Source organism: Pantoea sp. Cy-639, assembly GCF_011752525.1.
Classification (GTDB): domain Bacteria; phylum Pseudomonadota; class Gammaproteobacteria; order Pseudomonadales; family Pseudomonadaceae; genus Aquipseudomonas.
The window spans coordinates 104,775-125,855 of record NZ_VWXI01000007.1; the positions used below are offsets into that span (position 1 = coordinate 104,775).

Here is a 21,081-nt window from a genome sequence, read left to right on the forward strand (position 1 = left end):
GCTCAGGCCTGCTTCACTTCACGCAGCGGCTTGCCCTTCACCGGTGCATCGCCCGCCACGTAGTACTTGGCGGTGCTGCGTGGCAGCGGCTTGCGGCCACGGATCTTGTCCGAGATTTTCTCGGCGATCATGATCGTGGTGGCGTTGAGGTTGCCGGTGATGATCAGCGGCATGATCGAGGCGTCGACCACGCGCAGGCCCTGCATGCCGTGCACGCGGCCTTCGCCATCGACCACCGCCATGTCGTCGGTGCCCATTTTGCACGAGCAGGACGGGTGGAAGGCGGTTTCGGCGTGCTCGCGGATGAACTTGTCCAGCTCTTCGTCGGTCTGCACGTGGGCGCCCGGGCTGATCTCGCGACCGCGGTACGGGTCCAGCGCCGGCTGGGCCATGATTTCGCGGGTCAGGCGGATGCCGTCGCGGAATTCCTGCCAGTCCTGCTCGGTGGACATGTAGTTGAACAGGATGCTTGGGTGCTGGCGCGGGTCTTTCGACTTGGCCTGGATGCGACCACGGGCCGGCGAGCGCATGGAGCCCATGTGCGCCTGGAAACCGTGCTCTTTGACACCGTTCGAACCGTTGTAGTTGATCGCTACCGGCAGGAAGTGGTACTGGATGTTCGGCCACTTGAACTCAGGACGGGTACGGATGAAACCACCGGCCTCGAACTGGTTGCTGGCGCCGATGCCGGTACCGTTGAACAGCCATTCGGCACCGATGGCCGGCTGGTTCCACCACAGCAGCGATGGGTACAGCGACACCGGCTGGGTGCAGGCGTATTGCAGGTACAGCTCGAGGTGGTCCTGCAGGTTCTCGCCGACGCCTGGCAGGTCGTGGACCACCGGGATGTCGAGGCTTTCCAGCAGGGCGCGCGGGCCGACGCCGGAGCGCTGCAGCAACTGCGGCGAAGCGATGGCGCCGGAGCTGACGATGACTTCCTTGCGGGCACGTGCTTCGACGCGCTCTTCGCTGTCGCCGACCAGGTAGGTCACGCCGACTGCGCGCTTGCCGTCGAACAGTACGCGATCGCTCAGGGCGTGGGTGACGATGGTCAGGTTAGGACGCTTCTTGGCCTGGTCCAGGTAGCCGCGAGCGGTGCTCGAGCGGCGGCCTTTCTTGGTGACCGAGCGGTCCATCGGGCCGAAGCCTTCCTGCTGGTAGCCGTTGAGGTCTTCGGTGCGCGGGTAGCCTGCCTGCACGCCGGCTTCGACCATGGCGTGGAACAGCGGGTTGTTGCCGGCTTTTGGCGTGGCCACGCTGACCGGGCCTTCGCCGCCGTGGTAGTCGTTCGGGCCGATGTCGCGGGTTTCGGCCTTGCGGAAGTACGGCAGGCAGTCCAGGTAGGTCCAGTCGTCGAGGCCTGGCAGTTCAGCCCAGCCGTCGAAGTCCATGGCGTTGCCGCGGATGTAGCACATGCCGTTGATCAGCGAGGAGCCACCCAGGCCCTTGCCGCGGCCACATTCCATGCGGCGGCCGTCCATGAACGGCTCCGGATCGGTCTCGTAGGCCCAGTTGTAGCGGCGACCCTGCAGCGGGAAGGCCAGGGCGGCCGGCATCTGGGTGCGGAAGTCGAAGCGGTAGTCGGGGCCGCCGGCTTCCAGCAGCAGGACGGTGACGCTGGCGTCTTCGGTCAGGCGGGTGGCCAGGGTGTTACCGGCCGAGCCGGCACCGACGATGATGTAATCGAATTCTTGGGACATGAAAGTACCCTCGTTGGCAGTTGTCAGGGAGCGAAAACGCCCGTGCTCAAAGGCACGGGCGTGGCTGAACCGGGTTTAGAAAACCGAGTTGTAGCCGCCCAGCTCGACCTGGACCGACTTGATGCGGGTGTATTGGGCCAGCGAGCTGACACCGTTCTCACGGCCGACGCCCGACTGCTTGTAGCCACCGACCGGCATTTCGGCCGGCGATTCACCCCAGGCATTGATCCAGCAGATACCGGCTTCGAGCTTGTGGATGATGCGGTGGGCGCGGCTGATGTCGTTGGTGCAGACGCCAGCGGCCAGGCCGTATTCGGTGTCGTTGGCACGACGGATGACTTCTTCCTCGGTCTCGTAGGTGAGGATGCTCATCACTGGGCCGAAGATCTCTTCCTTGACGATGGTCATGTCGTCGCGGCAGTCGGTGAACACGGTCGGCGCGACGAACGCGCCCTTGGCGAAGACGCCGTCCAGCAGGCGCTCACCGCCGCACAGGACGCGGGCACCTTCTTCCTTGCCCTTGGCAATGTAGGACAGCACGCTTTCCATGTGCGGGAAGCTGACCAGCGGACCGAAGTTGGTGTTCTCGTCTTCCGGGTTGCCGACACGGATGCGGGCGACGCGCTCGGCGATCTTGGCTTCGAAGGCTTCTTTCATCGAGGCCGGGATGAACACGCGGGTGCCGTTGGTGCAGACCTGACCGGAGCTGTAGAAGTTGGCCATCATGGCGATGTCGGCGGCCTTGTCCAGGTCGGCGTCGTCGCAGATGATCAGCGGCGACTTGCCGCCCAGTTCCATGGTGACTTCCTTGAGCGAGGAGCTCGAGGCGCTGGCCATGACTTTCTTGCCGGTGGTGGTGCCGCCGGTGAAGGAGACTTTCTCGATGCGCGGGTGCTCGGTCAGCCAGGTGCCGACTTCACGGCCGCTGCCGGTCAGGACGTTGAACACGCCGTTCGGCAGGCCAGCTTCGGTGAAGATCTCGGCCAGCTTCAGGGTGGTCAGCGAGGTGACTTCCGACGGCTTGAAGATCATCGCGTTGCCAGCGGCCAGGGCCGGGGCGGATTTCCACAGGGCGATCTGGATCGGGTAGTTCCAGGCGCCGATACCAACGGTCACGCCCAGCGGCTCGCGGCGGGTGTAGACGAAGGACGATTCGCGCAGCGGGATCTGCTCGCCTTCGATGGCCGGTACCAGGCCTGCGTAGTATTCCAGCACGTCGGCGCCGGTGACGATGTCGACGTAGCGGGTTTCGGAGTACGACTTGCCGGTGTCCAGGGTTTCCAGCATGGCCAGCTCGTCGTTGCGCTCGCGCAGGATGTCGACGGCGCGGCGCAGGATGCGCGAACGCTGCATGGCGGTCATCGCGGCCCAGACCTTCTGGCCACGCTCGGCGCTTTCGACGGCCTTCTCGACGTCAGCCTGGGTCGCACGCTGCACGTGGGCGAGGACTTCGCCGGTAGCCGGGTTGATGGCTTCGAAGGTGGCATCGCTGCCAGCGTCGACGTAAGCGCCATCGATGTAGAGTTTTTGCGTTCCGAAACGGGCCATAGTGTCCTCGCAAGTGCAGTGTGTGGTTGGCTGCCGCGTCACGCCCCTGCCGGTTGGCTGGCTGCTGCGCGCGGCTGTTCAGAGACCTGGTCGGTTGTGCCCAGGGACTGCTGTTTAGCCAGTTGTAGATCCATGTATTCGTAAGCGATGCGTATTGCCTGGTCGGTGTCGAATGCATCTCCCGACAGGGCGCCACGCAGCCACAGTCCGTCGATCAGGGCTGCCAGCCCGCGAGCAGCCTTGCGCGCATGGTAGAGCGGCAGGACGCGGCGGAACTGGCAGCACAGGTTGGAGTACAGGCGGTGATCGTTGATCCGCTGCAACCTGTGCAAAGACGGCTGGTGCATGCTGGAGGCCCAGAAGGCCAGCCAGGTTTTCATTGCCGGGCCATTCACCTGGCTCGCATCGAAGTTGCCTTCGATGATCACTTTCAGGTGGGCACGCGGGCTGTCGTCCGTGAGGGCTTGGCGACGCGCGATCACGCCCTCGTTGAGCATGTTCATGATGTAGCGCATCGTCGCTGCGATCAGGCCGTTCTTGTCCTGAAAGTAGTGACTGATGATGCCGTTCGACACACCGGCCAAACGGGCAATCAGCGCAATGCTGGCATCTCCCAGGCCGACCTGATCGACGGCCTGTAACGTGGCTTCGATCAACTGCTGGCGGCGGATGGGTTGCATACCGACCTTGGGCATCTTGCTATCTCCTCAGGCCTGCGGGCAGACGACGAGCGGCTGCCTCGGCGAAGGCCAGTCTATTTTGTTTTGATTGAACGTTCAATCAATAAAGAATAAGCTCTGCGACAATTTGTGCCATTGACAGTTTTTCAGGCGGTCAAGCGGGTACGAATCGACACCCCAGGAAATCGTGCAACCCCCGGAATACAAGGCGTTGACGGGCATGGACGATGCGAAATACAGATTCTGCCGAGCGGTCACAGGCTGCGCGGCCGGCCCTTGGAGCGGGCCAGGTGTCTGTGGCGAATGCGCGCACCTCCCTACGGAGAGCGTGGTTATTCCACAGGCGACCGGTCTGGTTTTTTTGCAACGTTCCGATTCGGGATCACGGTTTCCAGGGTGCTTTTATAACACCTGTCGCAGTAGGGCTATTGCACCAATTGCACGGGAAATAACTGTTTTAGCCTCCACTGCCGCACTGCCCGGAGCATTCGAGCAATGAGTTCTGCTTCCCTGACAAAGCCTCCCGCCGAGCGGGTACGGATCAACCGCGTGGTGTTCTTCACCGCCGCGATGATGATCCTCGTTCTGACTGCCTTGCTGATCGCTGTACCTGAGACCGCCGGCCAGGTGCTCGGGGTCGCCCAGAAATGGCTGACCCGCACCTTCGGCTGGTACTACATGCTGGTGATCTGTGGTTACCTGCTGTTCGTCGTCTACCTGGCCTTCTCCGACTACGGCAAGCTCAAGCTTGGCGGCAAGGACGACCAGCCCGATTTCAGCTACGGCGCCTGGGCCGGCATGCTGTTCTCCTCCGGTATCGGCATCTCGCTGCTGTACTTCGGCGCCTCTGAGCCGCTGGACCACTACTTCAACCCGCCGGAAGGCACCCCTGCCAGCCTCGAGGCCGCGCGCCAGGGCCTGCAGCTGACCTTCCTGCACTGGGGCCTGCACGGCTGGGCGATCTATGCCCTGGTCGGCCTGGCCGTGGGCTACTTCGCCTACCGCCACAACCAGCCGCTGGCGCTGCGCTCGGCGCTGTACCCGCTGGTCGGCGAGCGCTGGGTCAAGGGCGGCGCCGGCCATGCCGTGGACATCTTCGGCATGTTCGTTACCCTGCTGGGCCTGGTGACCAACCTCGGCATCGGCTCGATGCAGGTGGCCTCGGGCCTGGAATACCTGTTCGGCATGGACCACAGCAAGACCAACCTGCTGGTGGTGATCCTGGTCATGGCCGGCGTGGCCACCGTGGCTGCGGTCTCGGGTGTGGAAAACGGCATTCGCCGGCTGTCCAACCTGAACATCATCCTGTTCAGCGGCCTGCTGCTCTTCGTGCTGCTGGCCGGCAATACCCTGCACCTGTTCAACGGCTTCGTGCAGAACGTCGGCGACTACCTCAACGGCATCGTGCTGAAGACCTTCGATCTCTACGTGTATGAAGGCGAGCCTGGCAAGTCCGAGCGCTGGCTGGGCCTGTGGACCGTGTTCTACTGGGCCTGGTGGATCTCCTGGGGTCCGTTCGTCGGCATGTTCATCGCCCGTATCTCCAAGGGCCGTACCGTGCGCCAACTGGTCAGCGGCGTGCTGCTGATCCCGCTGGGCTTCACCCTGGCCTGGCTGTCGATCTTCGGCAACACCGCGCTGGACCTGGTGATCAACCAGGGTGCCGTGGAGCTTGGCAAGACGGCGTTGGAGCAACCGTCAATGTCGATCTACCAGCTATTGGAATTCTTCCCGGCCGCCAAGATCGTCATCGGCGTGGCAGTGTTCGTCGGCTTCGTGCTGTTCCTCACCCCGGCCGACTCCGGCGCGGTGATGATGGCCAACCTGTCGTGCAAGGGCGGTCATGTCGACGAAGACGCCCCGCACTGGATGGTGGTGTTCTGGTCGGCGATCATCACCCTGGTGACCATCGGCCTGCTGTTCGCCGGTAACTTCGAGGCCATGCAGACCATGGTGGTGCTGGCCGGCCTGCCGTTCTCGGTGGTACTGGTGCTGTTCATGTTCGGCTTGTACAAGTCGATGAAGCAGGACGTCGCGGTCGAGAACGAGCGCGCCGAACTGGCTGCCCGTGGCCGCCGCGGTTTCAGCGAGCGCCTCAGCCAGCTGGAGCTGCAACCGACTCAGTCGGTGGTCCAGCGCTTCATGGACAAGCAGGTCAGCCCAGCGCTCAAGGAAGCCGCCGAGCAGCTGCGCACCCTCGGCTTCGAAGTCGAGACCCGGGTCGGCCAGTCGCGCAACATGATGGGCCTGCGGGTGATGATGGAAGAGGGCAACCCCTTCGTCTACGAAGTGAGCCTGGACGGTTACCTGGCCGCGCCGAGCGAAGCGCCGGTCGAAGGCGAACCGGAAGTGCGCCAGCGTTTCTACCGTGCCGAGGTGTATCTGCACGATGGCAGCCAGGAGTACGACCTGATGGGCTTCACCCGTGATCAGATCGTGCGCGATGTGCTGGATCAGTTCGAAAGCCACCGCCAGTTGCTGGGGCGCGTGTACAGCTGATCGACCTGGATCGTGACGCCAAGGCCCTGCTCGTGAGAGCAGGGCCTTTTTGTTTCATGGCGCATCAGGCGCATGCAGGTCACTGTTGCTCACTGCGGAGCGCTGGCCGGCGATATCTTCGATGTAGGTGCACAGACGCAAGGGCAGCTTCGCTGCGGGGAATACGAAGCTGTGATGGCGCAGCAGGCGAAAGCCCTTGGGATCGTTGCAGTCGGTACCCGACAGTGGCCCTCGCTTGACGCGCATCCTGGCCTGGTCCGGCGCCAGTGTTGGCCAGGTGACTTTCACATCCCCGTTGGTCTGCGTTTCCACGATCAGCTGTGGCGTCTGCACAGGAGCGGCAGGAAACAACCGGGTGGCCAGGCTCAGGCTGTTGCCCATCTGGCCGCGGGATGGGCCGTCATCGGCGGACTCGACACCGAGCAAGCACAGGAAATGCCAACCCGGCTGCGGGCCAATTGCCACGTCGAGAGGTTGCTCGTCCTTCAAGATGGTGCCGCTATAGCCTACTGGGTTTTCGCAGGCGAGCGGGTCCTGGGTGGTTTTGAAGCGGTAGCGCGGCTTGTCGAGGCTGAAGCTGAGGTTCCAGGAGGGCAACTGTTCCTTGCCGTCGGCATCGCTGGTGATCTTGCGCAGCAATGGCTGAGGGCCTTGCACCTGCAGTTGGAAACCTGGCAGCAGATGGCAGTCCTCCTTGTCCAGTTCGACCTTGCCATCGTTGAAGCAGCCCATCAGCCGTTCAACGGGAATGGCGTAGTTGATCGCGCCAGTCTTGACGACCTGGTTTTCCCTTATCTCGCAAGGGTTGTTCAGTGTGCAGCGCGTCATGGAGCTAGCCGGCGAGACGCTGTTCATGACGGCGTGCAACTGGTTGGTGCGCGGGTCGAGCACTGGGCTGCCAGAAGCGCCGGCCGCTACGCCAGGACAGTCGTTGCTGCGAACATGGCGCCAGACCCACGGGTGTTCCACGGCGAACGAAGCGTCGAGCTGCCTGCAGATAGCCGTGCGCAGGCCCTGGTCCGGCACGCTCGGCTCACCCACATAGCGGACTTCGCTCCCGGAGGGTGGGCTGGCAGCCAGGCGCAGCGGTTCGATACCCAGGGCAACCAGGGTTTCCAGGCGAGTGTCGAGTTCCAGCAATGCCAGGTCGACACCTTGCATGCTGCTCCAGATTCGACGCTTGACCTCAACGGCGACACGTTGCTCGTGCTGGTCGTGGAAGTAATTGAAAGTGACCTGCCCGGTTTGTGGCTGGTCATGGCTGATCACGCCATTACGCAGGTCCACGCAGTGGCCCGCGGTCAGGACATAGGCGGGGCCATCCGATGCCGAGCCCGGTGTACGGCTGTCGATCAGCGAGGCGATGCACTGGCCGCGCCCGATGGTCAGGCGACCGATGCCGGTCCAGTGTTCGCGTCGGCCTTGCTCGAGGCTGACAGGTTGCGCCTGGGGAGCGGGTACTTCGCTGGCGCTGGCGGACTGCCAGGCGAGGATGCCGGCCAGTCCGATGATCGGGATGAGTGACATGTGAACCTCCTTGTGTTGAGAGGTCGCAGTCTTCACGCAATGAGCAGGGCAGAAGCGGTACAGGGGTATGGCAGGAGCATCTGCTGGTCGGGAGGGGCTATCGCCTGACTCGGGCAGGACTAACTATGTAGCACCGTTGGGCATGCCAGGCAGGCGATCGTGCAGGGCCACTTGCATGAAAAGGCACCATCATGTCCATCGCTTCCGATTCAGGCTTCGATTTCAAGTCTGCCGTCAAACGCCAGTTCGCCGCACGCCCCACGCTTCGCGAGGTGCTGGGCGAACAGGTCCTCGCGTTGTTGGTCACGCAGTACCCGTTGCTGGCGCAGGTCTCGCCGCCGTTGGCATCGGCACAAGCGCTGGTGCTGCTGGTGCCTGACCCGGGCGGCACGTTCTGGCACAGGAAGCCATTGCTCGACTTCCTGTTGCAAGCCCTGTTGGAAGGGGAGCGCCCGGAGATGGCGCCGGTGAACGGTCGCTCTTTCGCCATCACCCTGGCTGAGCCGTATCGCTTTCCCGGCGCCGAAGATGCGTTCGAGTACATGACACTGACTGAGCAGGCTACAGGGCTGGGGGAGTTGCTCGAGGCGTTGCCGGCCTTCTGGTGCGAAGCCCAGGCCGACTTCTGGAGGGGCAATGGCGAGGCGGGTGTCAGTCGCGATGCCTGGCTGCAACTGCTGCTGAAAATGGCCCTGTTGGCGAACCTGCCTTTGCAGCATCTGGATGATCCGCAGAGGGCCTGTATCCAGGCGCTGCTCGCCGGTGGCAGCCAGCAGACGCCGGTATTCGCCGTGGAGGTCCAGCTGGACGACCTGCAACTGATGTTGCCAGGGCTGCTGGTCGTCGGTGAGTGGGATGAGCGCCAGGTGTTCCTGTGGTGCCTGCCCTCCAGCGTGGTCAGGGCATTCGATGACATTGACGATTTCGCCATGGCCCTGCGCGAAGACCTGGCGATGCATCATGACTTCGCAGCGCTGACCTGGCACCGGCAGCAGTTGGAAGGGGATGTATTCGCCCAGCAAGCGGCGCTGTTGCTGAACGACATGCTCAGTCGTGCGCAGCGGGTCCGCTACACCCAGTTGGCAGATACCGTCGAGCTGGAGCAACTGTTCGTTGCATTGGGGGAGCCCGGGCAATGGTTCATCGAGGGGTACTCGATCGAATCCGAAGGAGGGCAGGGCATACCCCTCGGTGTGCGCAAGGCGTCGGCGAGCGACAGCTTCGCCTACCAGCAGGCATTCTTCGAGTTGGCTCTGGCGCAGGCGCAGGCCAAGGGCGAAACCGCCCAGGACGGTATTCTCGACCTGCATGCCTATACGCGTTCGAAGTTGCGGGAGACGCTACTGCAAGACTATCCGGTCGAGGCCAATTACCAGCCGGACGACCTGATACTCGAGCTCAAGCTTGCCCGTGGCATCCCGGGCGGTGCGGCGGCCGGTGCCGGTGGTGGCGAGCCTTGGGTGAGTGCCGGTGAACGAACGCTCACGGCGTTCGCCATTGGCAATCTCAGTGCCTTGAGCGGGGCAGAGATTGCGTCTATCAGGCACCGCAGCGGGCAATTGATCATGCCGTGGATGACGGCGGACTACCTGAAGGGCGTGGTTCGGCGCGTCGATATCGGCCGCCATTACCCGGACTATGTGGCGCGCTCGATGGATGATCCTGCGCAGCGTCCGCGTCGGGTCGAGCGTTTTGCCCGTGAGTGGCGACAGGACCTGTTGTTCCGCGCGTTGTCTGCCAGGCTCGATGGTCGGCTGAGCGAGAAGGGGCTGACTGTGGTGACGGACTACTGCCGAGGGCACAACACGCAGGTGCCAGCTGCTGCGCTGATTCCTCTGGCGTTCACCACTGCCGGTCGCGCTAGTCGATACGATGTGGTGCACGGCATGTACGTGCTGTTTTGCGCGGAGCCTTCGGCCGTTTTGCTATACCGGCCCTTGTATGGGCTTGAGGCATTGAAGGAGTTCGAGAGCCTGCAGGCACTCAAGGTTCATATTGACGGTTCCCCTGAATTGCGTGACGCCATCCTGCAATGGATGAGTCCGCAGGCGCGTGACTTCTACCATCGTGACCTGAGTGCCGATACACGTCTGGTCAGTGTCGGTATCGATCCCGGGCTGCTGCCTGAACCTGCCCAGCTGGCTGTCCGTCTGTGGCGTATCGATGTGGATGAGAAACTCTATACGGCCAATCGCGACTGGCTGGTAGAGATTGCCCAGCGGGACAGCATCTCCAATGCCGAAAGTCGCTGGACGATGCTCGGACAGGCGGCCTGGCTGTTGTTCCAGACGGCCACGCCACTGCTCCGGGGGCCAGTGGCCCTGGTGGCATGGCTGGCGCAGGCGGTCATGGCGATGAAGGATGATGTCCAGGCCCTGCGCGAAGGGAGTGAGTTCGAGCGTTCCCAGGCAGTGGTCGATATCGTGCTCAATGTCGGCATGTCGCTGCTGCACTCGCGTTTGCCCAAGGGGCGAGATGCTTCGCCCGAGGCGGGCACCCAGATAGTTCAGGCGCCGAGCATCATGGGCAGCAGACCCGCGGCCTCGGTGGTGCAAGGCCGGGTCGGCATGCCTGGGACGCTGGGCGGTGGCCTGCTGGACTTTTCCTGGCGGGGCCGGCAGGGCTTCAACTGGCTTGCGCCTGCACAACGCGAGGCCTTGCGGTCGATGCGTTCGGACGTCGACCTGAGTGGCCGACAACCGCTAAGCGAGGGGTGGACAAATGGCTTGTATCTGGTCGAGGGGCACCACTACATGTCGATGGCAGGTGATGTCTACCGGGTACGGCAACTCGAAGGCGTGGTGCAGATCACCGATTCACAAGGTACAGCGGGACCCAAGGTCACCTTCGAGCAGGGGGCCTGGCGTGTGGACAGTGCTTTGCGTTTACAGGGCGGTGGGCCAAAGAGCCGGGTCGAATTGAAGCGGGCGGAGAACCAGCGCAAGCTCCTGGAGCTGAGTCGGCAGGAAGGAGAGCTGATCAGGGCGCTCAATGCGCTGGGTGATGAGTTCAACAGGCATCGGGAGTATCTCAACCGGGTGACCGCCGATCTCAAGGACCTCGAAATCGAGCGTGAACCGGGAGACCGCGACCTGCTGAATGTGCAAAGGCTGCAGTTCCAGGCGCGGCTGCGGGTGGTGGGCGATCTCAAGCGCCTGATCGAGAAAGGCATGAGACATGACGACGTGGTCTCGCAGATAGCGCCGTTGAAACCCATCGATCCCAAGATGCCCGAGGCGATCAAGTTGCAGCGCAACGATACCCGCCAGGAGCTGATTTCGCGCTGCGAGATCTACTACAACGAGTTGGCGGCATTGATCAACGAGGCAAAGATCGGCGAATTGGCCGATTCGATGGCAGCCTTGCCCGAGTCGGAGAGTGAGAAGCAGCAGTACCGCGTCTTTTACGCCAAGCTGGAGCAAGTCGTCGCCTGGTCGGCCGATCTGGTCAGCCTGTCGCGTGACTTCGACGTCTTGCTCGAAGAGACACTCCACGACAAGACGATCGTGTTCCGCGGTGAGGGTGAGCCGGAAGGCGGTGGCAAGCAGGCCTTGCTGAACGCGATCATCGAGCAGCGGCGTCTTTCGGCTGTTGATCTGGTGTTCCGCCAACTGACCGACCTGGCTGAGGCGAGCCTCGACCGTTTGGCGAGTGTCGAGGAGAGTACCCTGGTCGAGTACGAGGAATACCTCTGCGGGGTGGAGCTGCGAAGCGCCGGAACCGCCCATGGAGACCTGGCTGGCAGCGAATGGTCCACCGCCGAGCGGATCAAGGTGCTCAACGATGCGCTGGATTCCTACGTCCAGGCCCAGGTCATGAGCGAGTACCTGATGAGCCTGGGTGGGAATGCGATCCGAGCGACGCGGTTGAAGGATTACCAGCAGGTACTGGATGGCTTGATCCGGGCGGCCAGGGCCGAGCTGGAGCAGGACATCCGCGAGCAGGAGCTGGCCGAGCCACGACCGCGTCGGCCGAAGCTGTACACCATGCGGGGAGGCCGGCGCAGGGTGGTCACGACGCGGCGAGGCAAAAGTGTGATCGGCGAGCAGCGGCAGGTGAACGGCGAAGAAGTGATCCAGCAGCTCGACACGAATGGTGCGGTGCTCAAGAGCTTCCGTTACCGCGATGGGGAGGTGGTCGAGGATGTCTTGCCTGACGATGGCGCACCCGCGTCTCCCGTTATCGACTCCGGAGCCTTGGTAGGGAAGGCACGCAAACTGGTCAAGGAGACCGAGTCGGTGGCCGGCCTGGCCCGGCGGTATGTCAACACCGACGAACCCACGGGCCTGTCGACCATCATCGATGGACATATCGACAAGCTGCGCGAGGTGACGGGCAAGTTGCCCAGGACCGAGACCAATGCGGCCTTGCTGGAGAGCCTGGATGCGAGTACCCGGCGCCTGCGCTCCTTGCGTAGCGACCTGCTGACGGCTTTGTATCTTTCTACCAGGCACCCGAACGCCGAGAGCCTGCGCTTTCTGTTGTCACGGGGGCAGGTAAGCGTCAGTCGGGTCCGGGAGCGCAAGCTGCTGCAACCTGGCGACTACCTGGATGTCTACCAGATCCGCCGCTTGCCGGAGCCTGGCGAGACGCTGGGCGATGGCTTGTGGGAGGCGCACTTCCACTACACGCAGGCCGACACGCCGCGGCGTGCATTCAGCAAAGGGCATCTCAAGCTCTGGACTGAGCGCAAGTTGGGGCGCGAGGCGCAGTTGCGCGCGGCGATCGAGCGCAATGAACTGCTGTCGATCTACCGCGGCAATGTGAGCCTTGCTCAGGTGGAGGGGCTGATCCCGTTCGATTGAGGGCTCAGCGGTTGCTGTAGACGCCCTTGCGACCATGGCCAGGCATGGCCTGGTTGCTGCGTTCGGCGATCATCTGGCGTAGGTTCACCAACTCGATGCCCTGGCTCTTGAGCCGGGGCATCTCGCGCTCCAGCACATCCAGGGTCTGCGGGTATGGGTGGCCGATCAGCACTGCCGAGCCTTGCTTGCGTGCCAGCTCGATGCCCTGGTGCAACTGCCTGGTGATGGCATCGGTGGTGCGCACGTCATCCAGGAATACGTCCCGCGAGACATGTGCCAGCCCCAGCGCCTGGGCTTGTGCCGCTGCCACCGTGGCGGCGCTGGTACGGCTGTCGACGAAGAACAGATGACGGCGCTGCAGTTCCCCCATCAGCCAGGTCATGGGCTCGCGCTGGGCGGTCATGCGGCTGCCCATGTGGTTGTTGATGCCGGCGGCGTAGGGCACCTTGGCCAGGGCGGTATCCAGGCGCCGGGCCAGTTCCTCGAGGGCCAGGCCCGGGTGCCAGGCATAAGGCCCGGTGGCCGGATCCATGGGCATGTGCAGGATCACCGTGCGCCCGGCCTTGTGGGCCTGGCGGGCGAAATCGGTGGCGTGCGGGGTGTCGGGCATGATCGCCATCGTCACCGGGCCGGGCAGGGCGAGCGTGCGGCTGTCGCGTGCACTGCTCTGGCCGAGGTCGTCGATGATGATGCTCATGTAGGCCTTGCCGGCCGGTGCCGCTTGCGCGATACCGGCCAACAGGCAGAACAGCAGGGACCACAGATAACGCATGGGAGGCTTCAGTCACCCTTGGTGATGTTCAGGCCCTTGAGCAGGCTGAGTGCCTGGCTGAGCTGGAAGTCGTTGTCCTGCGGCCGGTCCTTGCGCTTGGCGCTGCCGGTCGGCCGGTCGGCGCCACCGTTGCCGTTGCCCAGGTGGCCCTGCAGGTCGGCTTCCTTGAAGTTGTCGTTGTCGGCTTCGGCGGTGAGCTTGGCCGGGCGCACTTCGATGTCCGGCACGATGCCCTGGGCCTGGATCGAGCGGCCGTTGGGGGTGAAGTACAGCGCGGTAGTGAGTTTCAGCGCGCGGTCGTTGGCCAGTGGCAGTACCGTCTGCACCGAACCCTTGCCGAAGCTGTCGGTGCCCATCAGTACCGCGCGCTTGTGGTCTTGCAGCGCACCGGCGACGATTTCCGAGGCCGAGGCGCTGCCACCGTTGATCAGCACTACCAGTGGCACGCCTTCGCTGGCGTCGGCCGAGTTGGCGGAGAAGCGCAGCTCGGAGTTGGCGATACGGCCCTTGGTGTAGACGATCAGGCCCTTGGTCAGGAAGTGATCGGCCACTTCCACCGCCGACTGCAGCACGCCACCTGGGTTGTTGCGCAGGTCGAGGACGATGCCACGCAGTTTCTTGCCGTTGTCCTTGCGCAGCTTGGCCAGGGCCTTGCCTACTTCTTCGCCGGTCTTGACCTGGAACTGGGTGATGCGGATATAGCCGTAGTCGTTTTCCAGCAACTGGCTCTTGACGCTCTTCACCTGGATGGTGGCGCGGGTGAGGACCACGTCGAACGGGTTGCCGCCATCGCGTACCAGGGTCAGGGTGATCTTTTCGCCGACCTTGCCGCGCATCTTGTCGACCGCCTCGGTCATGGTCTGGCCGCGGGTCGGCGCGCCGTTGATCTTGACGATCAGGTCGCCGGCCTGCACGCCGGCACGGGAGGCTGGGGTGTCATCGATGGGCGAGACTACCTTGATGAAGCCGTCTTCCTGGCCTACCTCGATGCCCAGGCCGCCGAATTCGCCGCTGGTGCTTTCCTGCAGCTCCTGGAAATCCTCGGGGCCGAGGTAGGCCGAGTGTGGGTCGAGGTTGCTGAGCATGCCCTTGATGGCGTTCTCCAGCAGGGTCTTGTCGTCGACCGGCTCGACATAGGCCGCCTTGATACGGTCCATGACCTCGGCGAAGGTGCGCAGCTCTTCCAGTGGCAGCGGCGCCTTGGCGGTCACCTCGGTGGCCGGTACCGCGGCCGGGCGGGCGGCCGTGGGCCTGGCCGGCTCGGCGGCGGTGGCCAAGGGCGCGCCGACGACCAGGGCGATGGTCAGGGCCAGCTGGGTGAGGCGAGGCGAGTGCAGCATGTCGAACGAACTCCTGATCCTGTTGGTGCTCCCGGGGGGAGCATCGGCGCGGCGCTTTCCGGCGCGGCGCCGTAAAAGTAGTCGGTACCTAGCCGCGGCACCATTGCGCAGGGTCGGTGGGCCGCCCCTGCTGACGAATCGCGAAGTACAGACCGGCGCTGTCCTGGCCGCCACTGTCGCCGACGGTGGAAATGGCCTCACCGGCCTTGACCACGTCACCGGCGCTCTTGAGCAGGCTCTGGTTATGCCCGTACAGGCTCAGGTAGCCATTGCCATGGTCGAGGATGACCAGAAGTCCGGCGCCACGCAACCAGTCGGCGAACACAACACGCCCACCATGCACGGCATGCACCTGGGTGCCTGCCGAAGCGCTGATCATCACGCCGTCCCACTTGGCCCGGGCATCGTTGCCGCGGGTATCGCCGAAGCGTGCCAGCAATCGACCATTGACGGGCCAGGGCAGTTTGCCCCGGGCGGCAGAAAAGGCGCCACCGTAGCTGGCGCCGTCGCTGGAGACCACCGGGCCGAGGATCGTCCGGGCCTTTTTCGGAGCCTCTTCAGGTACTTTGTCGCGGGCGCTGGCCAGGGCCTGTTCACGGCTGCGTTTCTCTTCCGCCTGGCGGGCGAGCAGGGCGCGCTGGCGGGCCTCCTCGGCCTCGCGGGCCTGGCGGGCGAGGGTTTGCTCGATGGTCTTGAGTACCTTGGCCAGGTCGGCCTGGTCCTGTTCGCGGCTTTGCAGCTTTTCGTCGCGTGCCTTCAGGTCGCTGTTGAGCTTGGCCAGCACCTGCTGGCGCTTGCTGCGCTCGGCGACCAGGGCCTGGCGGCGGCTGTCGAGGTCGGCCCGTTGCGCCAGCAGTTGTTCCTGCTGGCGGGCGATGTCCTGCTCGACGTTGGCCAACTGCCGCAGGGTCTCGTTGAAGGCGCGCAATTGTTCGGTACGGGCCTTGCTCAAGTAGTCGTAGTAGCTCAGGGTTCGGGCGAACTTTTCGGGGTTCTGCTGGTTGAGCAACAGCTTGAGGTATTCCTCGCGGCCATTGTTCTGGTAGGCGGACCGTGCCTGGATGGCGATCAGTCGCTGTTGCTCAACGCGGGCGCTCTGGAGTTTTTTTTTCTCGTGATCAAGGCGCTCCAGCTCGCCCTCGGTCTTTTTTAGTTCTTGTTGCAGAGCCTCCACCTGCTTTTCGAGCTTGCCGATATCGGTCTCGGTGGACTTGAGGTCTTTCTGCACGCCGGCTTTTTCTTCCTGGAGCTTGCCCAGCATCTTCTTCAGCTCGGCAATGTCCTGGCGGGTGGCGTCCAGCTGTTGCTGGGTCTGTGCGCGTTCGTCGGCGAAGGCCGGGGCGAACAGGCATGACAGGGCGAGTAGGATGAGGGCGCGGAGCATGGATTTGGGCGTACCAAGGATGGAGACTGGCCTAGTATGCCCGCGCAGGCCTGCAAAAAAAACGCCTGAACGCTACTGCGGCGGGGCGTTTGTCAGGATTTTCATCTTGTGCCGGCAGATTTGCTGGAGAAAAGATCGGACAATTCCTATAGGGCGTGTCGGATATGGCGCTTTAGTATCGCGGCCCTATGGGTAAATCCTCCGAGGGGTACACATGAGCCTTACCATTTCGACATTACCTTCCCTGTGTCGCGGGCTGATGGGCAGCGTGCTGCTGTTGGCAGGCTGGCTGCCGAACGCCATGGCCGAAGGTGAGCGTTGGTACCTGCAAACCAGTGCCTACACGCGGCATTTCAGTCCGGACCCTGAGCACAACAACCGGCAACGGTTGATCGGGCTGGAGCGTGAAGACGCCGGGGGTTGGCTGTGGGGTGGGGCGACCTTTCGCAACTCGTTCGACCAGCGCTCGGTCTATGCCTACGGTGGCAAGGCCTGGCGGCATGACGACTGGCCGGTCTACGCCAAGCTCAGCGCCGGGCTGCTGCACGGCTATCGAGGCGAGTACCGCGACAAGATCCCGCTCAACCGTTTCGGTGTGGCGCCTGCCGTGATTCCCGCCGTGGGCTATGGCCTCGGCCCGGTCGGTGTGGAGGCTGTCCTGCTGGGGGCCAACGCCATGATGATCAACGTCGGCTATGGATTTCGCTGAAATGGCGCTTTCGCGCAGAGCAAAACGCCCGGGGCAAGGCACCGGGCGTTTTGCTGCCTAGGGCAGGTCAGGCGTCGAGCAGGATCGACGTGCCGGTCATTTCGGCCGGCTTCTCCAGGCCCAGCAGCTTGAGCATGGTCGGCGCCACGTCGGCCAGTACGCCGCCGTCACGGACCTTGACCTGGCGTTTGCCAACATAGATGAACGGTACCGGCTCGGTGGTGTGGGCGGTGTGCGCCTGGCCGGTGCTTTCGTCCTCCATCTGCTCGACGTTGCCGTGGTCGGCAGTGATCAGGGCCTCGCCACCGACCTTGTCGAGGGCCGCGACGATGCGCCCGACGCAGTTGTCCAAGGCTTCGACAGCCTTGACCGCCGCCTCGAACACGCCGGTGTGGCCGACCATGTCGCCGTTGGCGTAGTTGACCACGATCACGTCATAACGCTGCTGCTCGATGGCCTCGACGATGCGATCGGTGACTTCCGGCGCGCTCATTTCTGGCTGCAGGTCGTAGGTGGCGACCTTCGGCGACGGGATCAGGATGCGTTCTTCACCTTCGAACGGCTCTTCGCGCCCGCCCGAGAAGAAGAAGGTGACGTGGGCGTATTTCTCGGTCTCGGCGATGCGCAGCTGGGTCTTGCCGTTCTTCGCCAAGTACTCGCCGAGCACGTTGTTCAGGCTGGCCGGGGCGAAGGCCGCCGGGGCCGGGATCTTCGCCGAGTACTGGGTCAGGCCGATATAGGCCGCCAGCTTGGGCAGGCGGGCACGAGGGAACTCGTTGAAGTCCTGCTCGACGAACACGCGGGACAGTTCGCGGGCGCGGTCGGCGCGGAAGTTCATGAAGATCACCGCGTCGCCGTCCTCGACCTTGACCGCGTCACCGATGCGGGTGCCCTTGACGAATTCGTCGCTCTCGTCGCGGGCGTAGGCGGCCTCGAGGCCGGCCAGGGCGGTTGGCGCGGTGAAGTCGGCGGCGCTGTCGACGATCAGGTTGTAGGCGGCGCTGACACGGTCCCAGCGGTTGTCGCGGTCCATCGCGTAGTAGCGACCGATCAGACTGGCGATACGCCCCTTGCCCAGGCGGGCGAAGGTGGCATCGAGCAGTTCGATGGATGACTGGGCGCTGCGTGGCGGAGTGTCGCGGCCGTCGAGGAAGGCGTGCAGGTAGATCTTCTCGGCGCCACGCTGGGCGGCCAGTTCGGCCATGGCCACCAGGTGGTCCTGGTGGCTGTGCACGCCACCGTCGGAGAGCAGGCCGAGGATGTGCACGGCCTTGCCGGCACCGGCGGCCTTGTCTACCGCGCCGGTGAGCACCGGGTTGCTGAAGAAGTCGCCGTCACGGATGGCCTTGGTGACCCGGGTGAAATCCTGGTACACCACGCGGCCGGCACCGAGGTTCATGTGACCGACTTCCGAGTTGCCCATCTGGCCGTCAGGCAGGCCGACATCCATGCCGGAACCGGAGATCAGGCCATGCGGCTGGGTGGCGCGCAGGCGGTCGTAGACCGGTGTGTTGGCGGCGAAGATGGCGTTGTATTCGGGGCTTTCGCTGTGACCGAAGCCATCCAGGATGATCAGGACCAGCGGTTTAGGCGTACTCGTCATCAATCAAACTCACGGTTGTTCAAAGATGATAAAGACACGCATTTTAGGGCAAATACGCCAGCAACGGCGAATATTCCTCCTCTTGTCCGACAGGTGCAGTCAGGTATCGCCGATGAAGGCTATTTCCCCGCCAGTCCAGCAGGCTTTGGCGGTCATGGGGGGCTGTGTATACTGGCCGGCATTTTCAATCGCCTGGAACACCGCTGATGGTTGCTCACCTGATTCAATTCGCGACAGATCACTTTATCCTGGTCGCGATTTTCGTTGTCCTGCTGATCCTGCTGCTGATCAATGAAGTTCGTCGTGGCGGCCAGAGCCTGAGCAACGGCCAGCTGACCGCGCTGGTCAACGCCGAGAAGGCGCTGGTGATCGACGTCCGCCCGGCCAAGGAGTTCTCGGCCGGCCACATCGTCGGTGCGGTGAACATTCCCCAGGACAAGCTGGTCGGCCGCATGAGCGAGCTGGACAAGCACAAGGACAAGACCCTGATCGTCGTCGACGCAATGGGCCAGCAGTCCGGTACTCTCTGCCGCGAACTGCTCAAGGCTGGCTACACCGCTGCCAAGCTCAGCGGTGGCATTTCCAGCTGGAAAGCCGATAACCTGCCCCTGGTGAAGTGATATGAAGCCCGTCATCGTCTATTCCAGCGACTACTGCCCCTACTGCATGCGCGCCAAGTACCTGCTCGAGAGCAAGGGCGTGGCGTTCGAAGAGATCAAGGTCGACGGCAAGCCTCAGGTGCGCGCCGAAATGAGCCAGAAGGCCGGACGCACTTCGGTGCCGCAGATCTGGATCGGCAGCACGCACGTCGGTGGATGCGATGACCTCTATGCCCTGGAGCGCGCCGGCAAGCTCGACGCGCTGCTGGCGGCCTGATTCGCTCTGCATTTGAAAACCTTAGGAAAAGGATCTGCCATGACCGAGCAACAGAACAACGGCGCTGCCGCTGAAGACAACGCACCACAATTCTCCCTGCAGCGCATCTACGTGCGCGATCTGTCGTTCGAGGCGCCGAAAAGCCCGCAGATCTTCCGCCAGCAGTGGGAACCGAGCGTCTCGCTGGACCTGAACACCCGTCAGAAAGGCCTGGAAGGCGACTTCCACGAAGTGGTGCTGACCCTGTCGGTCACTGTCAAGAACGGTGACGAAGTGGCGTTCATCGCTGAAGTGCAACAGGCGGGCATCTTCCTGATCTCCGGTCTGGATGCCACTTCGATGAGCCACACCCTTGGCGCGTTCTGCCCGAACATCCTGTTCCCGTACGCCCGCGAGACCCTGGACAGCCTGGTGACCCGTGGTTCGTTCCCGGCCCTGATGCTGTCGCCGGTCAACTTCGACGCTCTGTACGCGCAAGAGATGCAGCGCATGCAGGAAGCCGGCGAGCTGCCGACCGTACAGTAATTCTGCGGTCATCGAAAAAGCGCCTTTCGGGGCGCTTTTTTTGTGCCGCTTGTCCTGGCTGGTCCCGCGATGGCTCAACTGCCGGCAAAGCCCTGCTGGCGCCAGGCCTCGTACACTGTCACCGCCACAGTGTTGGACAGGTTCAGGCTACGGCATCCCGGCCGCATCGGCAGGCGCAGGCGCTGCTCGGCAGGCAGGCTGTCCAGTACGTCGGCAGGCAGGCCGCGGCTCTCGGGGCCGAACAAGAAGGCATCCCCCGGTTGATACTCGACTTCATGGAATGGGTGCGAGCCCTTGGTGGTGAAGGCGAACAGCCGCGGCTGGCCGAGGCTCTCCAGGCAGGCGGCGAGGCTCTCGTGGCGCTTGAGCGTGGCATACTCGTGGTAGTCCAGCCCCGCGCGGCGCAGGCGCTTGTCGTCCAGTTCGAAGCTGATGGGCTCGATCAGGTGCAGGGCGCAGCCGCTGTTGGCGCACAGGCGGATGATGTTGCCGGTATTCGGCGGAATTTCTGGTTGAAAAAGGATGACGTGAAACATGCACGGCTCCAAGCGTGAAGATGACGAGCATTCTACCCCCGAACCCGACCCGCGTTCGAAGGCCTGGCCGCGGGTGCTGCTGTCGCTGGCGATCTTCGGCATGCTCGTGGGCCTGATGATCGGCCGCTTGACCGCGCCTGACGAGCGCGTGCTGGAGCAGGTCGAGGTGGTCCAGGACGGTCTCGACCTATGGTTCAACGAAGAGCCGCAACTGCATGGCGAGAACGTCGAGGGCACCGTGGCGGTGGTGTTCCAGGCCGAGGGCAAGGTGGCGCGGGGTCAGTTGATGTTGCAGGGCAAGCCGGTGAGCTGGCGCTTGCAGAAGAGCGATGAAGGCTTGCTGCTGACCTTGGTTGCCGCCCGCCCACTGCGCGGCGAGTGGGCCGGCGCAGAAACGGCGGGGCGCTGGAAGGTGCAGGTGAGGCTACACGAATAAAAGAGGGGATTTCCCGGCCTGCCTGTACCGAGGTCCCCAAAACTGGAGATGCCAGGGTCATTGCAGGTGCCGTGCCAGTTTTACTGGCATGCAAATGCAGGGGATTGCCGGCGCCTGCAGCGATACCTGTGGTTTTTTTGC

The 21,081-nt window shown here is 63.5% G+C and carries 16 protein-coding genes; 7 read left to right on the top strand and 9 right to left on the bottom strand.

The window, feature by feature from the left end; all coding sequences use genetic code 11:
- Positions 1-2: 2 nt before the first annotated feature.
- The 3 genes from betA to betI all read right to left on the bottom strand — a co-directional run bounded on the left by betA (position 3) and on the right by betI (position 3,943).
- Positions 3-1,700, bottom strand: a complete 1,698-nt coding sequence (gene betA / locus F3J43_RS11125; protein WP_166885766.1) for a choline dehydrogenase — start codon at positions 1,698-1,700, stop codon at positions 3-5.
- 75 nt (positions 1,701-1,775) lie between these two features.
- On the bottom strand, positions 1,776-3,248 hold the full coding sequence (gene betB, locus F3J43_RS11130; RefSeq protein ID WP_166885769.1) for a betaine-aldehyde dehydrogenase: 1,473 nt from the start codon (positions 3,246-3,248) through the stop codon (positions 1,776-1,778).
- 38 nt (positions 3,249-3,286) lie between these two features.
- Complete coding sequence (betI, locus tag F3J43_RS11135; RefSeq protein ID WP_166885772.1) at positions 3,287-3,943, bottom strand: transcriptional regulator BetI; 657 nt, start codon at positions 3,941-3,943, stop codon at positions 3,287-3,289.
- A gap of 480 nt (positions 3,944-4,423) precedes the next feature.
- Between betI and F3J43_RS11140 the strand changes: the two genes are divergently transcribed.
- Positions 4,424-6,427: a BCCT family transporter gene (locus tag F3J43_RS11140; protein ID WP_166885775.1), complete on the top strand. Its 2,004-nt coding sequence runs from the start codon at positions 4,424-4,426 to the stop codon at positions 6,425-6,427.
- A 54-nt stretch (positions 6,428-6,481) separates the two neighbouring features.
- Here F3J43_RS11140 and F3J43_RS11145 read toward each other — a convergent pair whose 3' ends face one another.
- Positions 6,482-7,954, bottom strand: a complete 1,473-nt coding sequence (locus F3J43_RS11145) for a trypsin-like serine peptidase (RefSeq protein ID WP_166885777.1) — start codon at positions 7,952-7,954, stop codon at positions 6,482-6,484.
- Between the two features lie 191 nt (positions 7,955-8,145).
- On the opposite strand from F3J43_RS11145, the gene F3J43_RS11150 reads away from it, so the two are divergent.
- Complete coding sequence (locus tag F3J43_RS11150; protein ID WP_166885780.1) at positions 8,146-12,759, top strand: dermonecrotic toxin domain-containing protein; 4,614 nt, start codon at positions 8,146-8,148, stop codon at positions 12,757-12,759.
- A 4-nt stretch (positions 12,760-12,763) separates the two neighbouring features.
- Here F3J43_RS11150 and F3J43_RS11155 read toward each other — a convergent pair whose 3' ends face one another.
- The 3 genes from F3J43_RS11155 to F3J43_RS11165 all read right to left on the bottom strand — a co-directional run bounded on the left by F3J43_RS11155 (position 12,764) and on the right by F3J43_RS11165 (position 16,255).
- Positions 12,764-13,531 carry a divergent polysaccharide deacetylase family protein gene (locus F3J43_RS11155; RefSeq protein ID WP_166885782.1) on the bottom strand — a complete coding sequence of 256 codons (768 nt, stop codon included), beginning with the start codon at positions 13,529-13,531 and terminating at the stop codon, positions 12,764-12,766.
- A gap of 8 nt (positions 13,532-13,539) precedes the next feature.
- Positions 13,540-14,871 (bottom strand): S41 family peptidase, encoded by a 1,332-nt coding sequence (locus F3J43_RS11160; RefSeq protein WP_166885784.1) that lies wholly within the window; start codon positions 14,869-14,871, stop codon positions 13,540-13,542.
- 88 nt (positions 14,872-14,959) lie between these two features.
- The gene (locus tag F3J43_RS11165) at positions 14,960-16,255 is read right to left on the bottom strand and encodes a murein hydrolase activator EnvC family protein (protein WP_166885787.1); all 1,296 of its coding nucleotides are present in this window, start codon (positions 16,253-16,255) and stop codon (positions 14,960-14,962) included.
- 214 nt (positions 16,256-16,469) lie between these two features.
- Between F3J43_RS11165 and F3J43_RS11170 the strand changes: the two genes are divergently transcribed.
- Entirely contained in the window at positions 16,470-16,964 is a 495-nt protein-coding gene (locus tag F3J43_RS11170) for a sn-glycerol-3-phosphate transporter (protein ID WP_286184483.1), read from the top strand.
- Between the two features lie 67 nt (positions 16,965-17,031).
- Here the strand turns inward: F3J43_RS11170 and gpmI are convergent, their stop codons facing one another.
- Positions 17,032-18,567, bottom strand: a complete 1,536-nt coding sequence (gene gpmI, locus F3J43_RS11175; RefSeq protein WP_166885789.1) for a 2,3-bisphosphoglycerate-independent phosphoglycerate mutase — start codon at positions 18,565-18,567, stop codon at positions 17,032-17,034.
- 206 nt (positions 18,568-18,773) lie between these two features.
- On the opposite strand from gpmI, the gene F3J43_RS11180 reads away from it, so the two are divergent.
- Genes F3J43_RS11180 through secB form a run of 3 tightly spaced genes read left to right on the top strand, consistent with a single transcriptional unit; the run spans position 18,774 to position 19,968 of the window.
- Complete coding sequence (locus F3J43_RS11180; RefSeq protein ID WP_166885792.1) at positions 18,774-19,187, top strand: rhodanese-like domain-containing protein; 414 nt, start codon at positions 18,774-18,776, stop codon at positions 19,185-19,187.
- 1 nt (position 19,188) lies between these two features.
- Entirely contained in the window at positions 19,189-19,443 is a 255-nt protein-coding gene (gene grxC / locus F3J43_RS11185; protein ID WP_003249204.1) for a glutaredoxin 3, read from the top strand.
- A gap of 39 nt (positions 19,444-19,482) precedes the next feature.
- The gene (gene secB / locus F3J43_RS11190; protein ID WP_166885793.1) at positions 19,483-19,968 is read left to right on the top strand and encodes a protein-export chaperone SecB; all 486 of its coding nucleotides are present in this window, start codon (positions 19,483-19,485) and stop codon (positions 19,966-19,968) included.
- A gap of 74 nt (positions 19,969-20,042) precedes the next feature.
- On the opposite strand, the gene trmL is transcribed toward secB, so the two are convergent.
- Positions 20,043-20,504 (bottom strand): tRNA (uridine(34)/cytosine(34)/5-carboxymethylaminomethyluridine(34)-2'-O)-methyltransferase TrmL, encoded by a 462-nt coding sequence (gene trmL, locus F3J43_RS11195; RefSeq protein WP_166885795.1) that lies wholly within the window; start codon positions 20,502-20,504, stop codon positions 20,043-20,045.
- On the opposite strand from trmL, the gene F3J43_RS11200 reads away from it, so the two are divergent.
- Positions 20,503-20,940 (top strand): hypothetical protein, encoded by a 438-nt coding sequence (locus F3J43_RS11200; RefSeq protein WP_166885797.1) that lies wholly within the window; start codon positions 20,503-20,505, stop codon positions 20,938-20,940. The genes trmL and F3J43_RS11200 overlap by 2 nt on opposite strands.
- The last annotated feature ends 141 nt before the right edge of the window (positions 20,941-21,081 follow it).

What these genes read in the sequence shown, in the direction of transcription:
- F3J43_RS11155 (WP_166885782.1), bottom strand. Translation starts at nt 13,531, where the DNA reads ATGCGTTATCTGTGGTCCCTGCTGTTCTGCCTGTTGGCCGGTATCGCG.
- grxC (WP_003249204.1), top strand. Translation starts at nt 19,189, where the DNA reads ATGAAGCCCGTCATCGTCTATTCCAGCGACTACTGCCCCTACTGCATG.
- F3J43_RS11160 (WP_166885784.1), bottom strand. Translation starts at nt 14,871, where the DNA reads ATGCTGCACTCGCCTCGCCTCACCCAGCTGGCCCTGACCATCGCCCTG.
- F3J43_RS11170 (WP_286184483.1), top strand. Translation starts at nt 16,470, where the DNA reads ATGAGCCTTACCATTTCGACATTACCTTCCCTGTGTCGCGGGCTGATG.
- F3J43_RS11140 (WP_166885775.1), top strand. Translation starts at nt 4,424, where the DNA reads ATGAGTTCTGCTTCCCTGACAAAGCCTCCCGCCGAGCGGGTACGGATC.
- trmL (WP_166885795.1), bottom strand. Translation starts at nt 20,504, where the DNA reads ATGTTTCACGTCATCCTTTTTCAACCAGAAATTCCGCCGAATACCGGC.
- gpmI (WP_166885789.1), bottom strand. Translation starts at nt 18,567, where the DNA reads ATGACGAGTACGCCTAAACCGCTGGTCCTGATCATCCTGGATGGCTTC.
- F3J43_RS11150 (WP_166885780.1), top strand. Translation starts at nt 8,146, where the DNA reads ATGTCCATCGCTTCCGATTCAGGCTTCGATTTCAAGTCTGCCGTCAAA.
- secB (WP_166885793.1), top strand. Translation starts at nt 19,483, where the DNA reads ATGACCGAGCAACAGAACAACGGCGCTGCCGCTGAAGACAACGCACCA.
- betA (WP_166885766.1), bottom strand. Translation starts at nt 1,700, where the DNA reads ATGTCCCAAGAATTCGATTACATCATCGTCGGTGCCGGCTCGGCCGGT.
- F3J43_RS11145 (WP_166885777.1), bottom strand. Translation starts at nt 7,954, where the DNA reads ATGTCACTCATCCCGATCATCGGACTGGCCGGCATCCTCGCCTGGCAG.
- betI (WP_166885772.1), bottom strand. Translation starts at nt 3,943, where the DNA reads ATGCCCAAGGTCGGTATGCAACCCATCCGCCGCCAGCAGTTGATCGAA.
- betB (WP_166885769.1), bottom strand. Translation starts at nt 3,248, where the DNA reads ATGGCCCGTTTCGGAACGCAAAAACTCTACATCGATGGCGCTTACGTC.
- F3J43_RS11165 (WP_166885787.1), bottom strand. Translation starts at nt 16,255, where the DNA reads ATGCTCCGCGCCCTCATCCTACTCGCCCTGTCATGCCTGTTCGCCCCG.
- F3J43_RS11180 (WP_166885792.1), top strand. Translation starts at nt 18,774, where the DNA reads ATGGTTGCTCACCTGATTCAATTCGCGACAGATCACTTTATCCTGGTC.
- F3J43_RS11200 (WP_166885797.1), top strand. Translation starts at nt 20,503, where the DNA reads ATGCACGGCTCCAAGCGTGAAGATGACGAGCATTCTACCCCCGAACCC.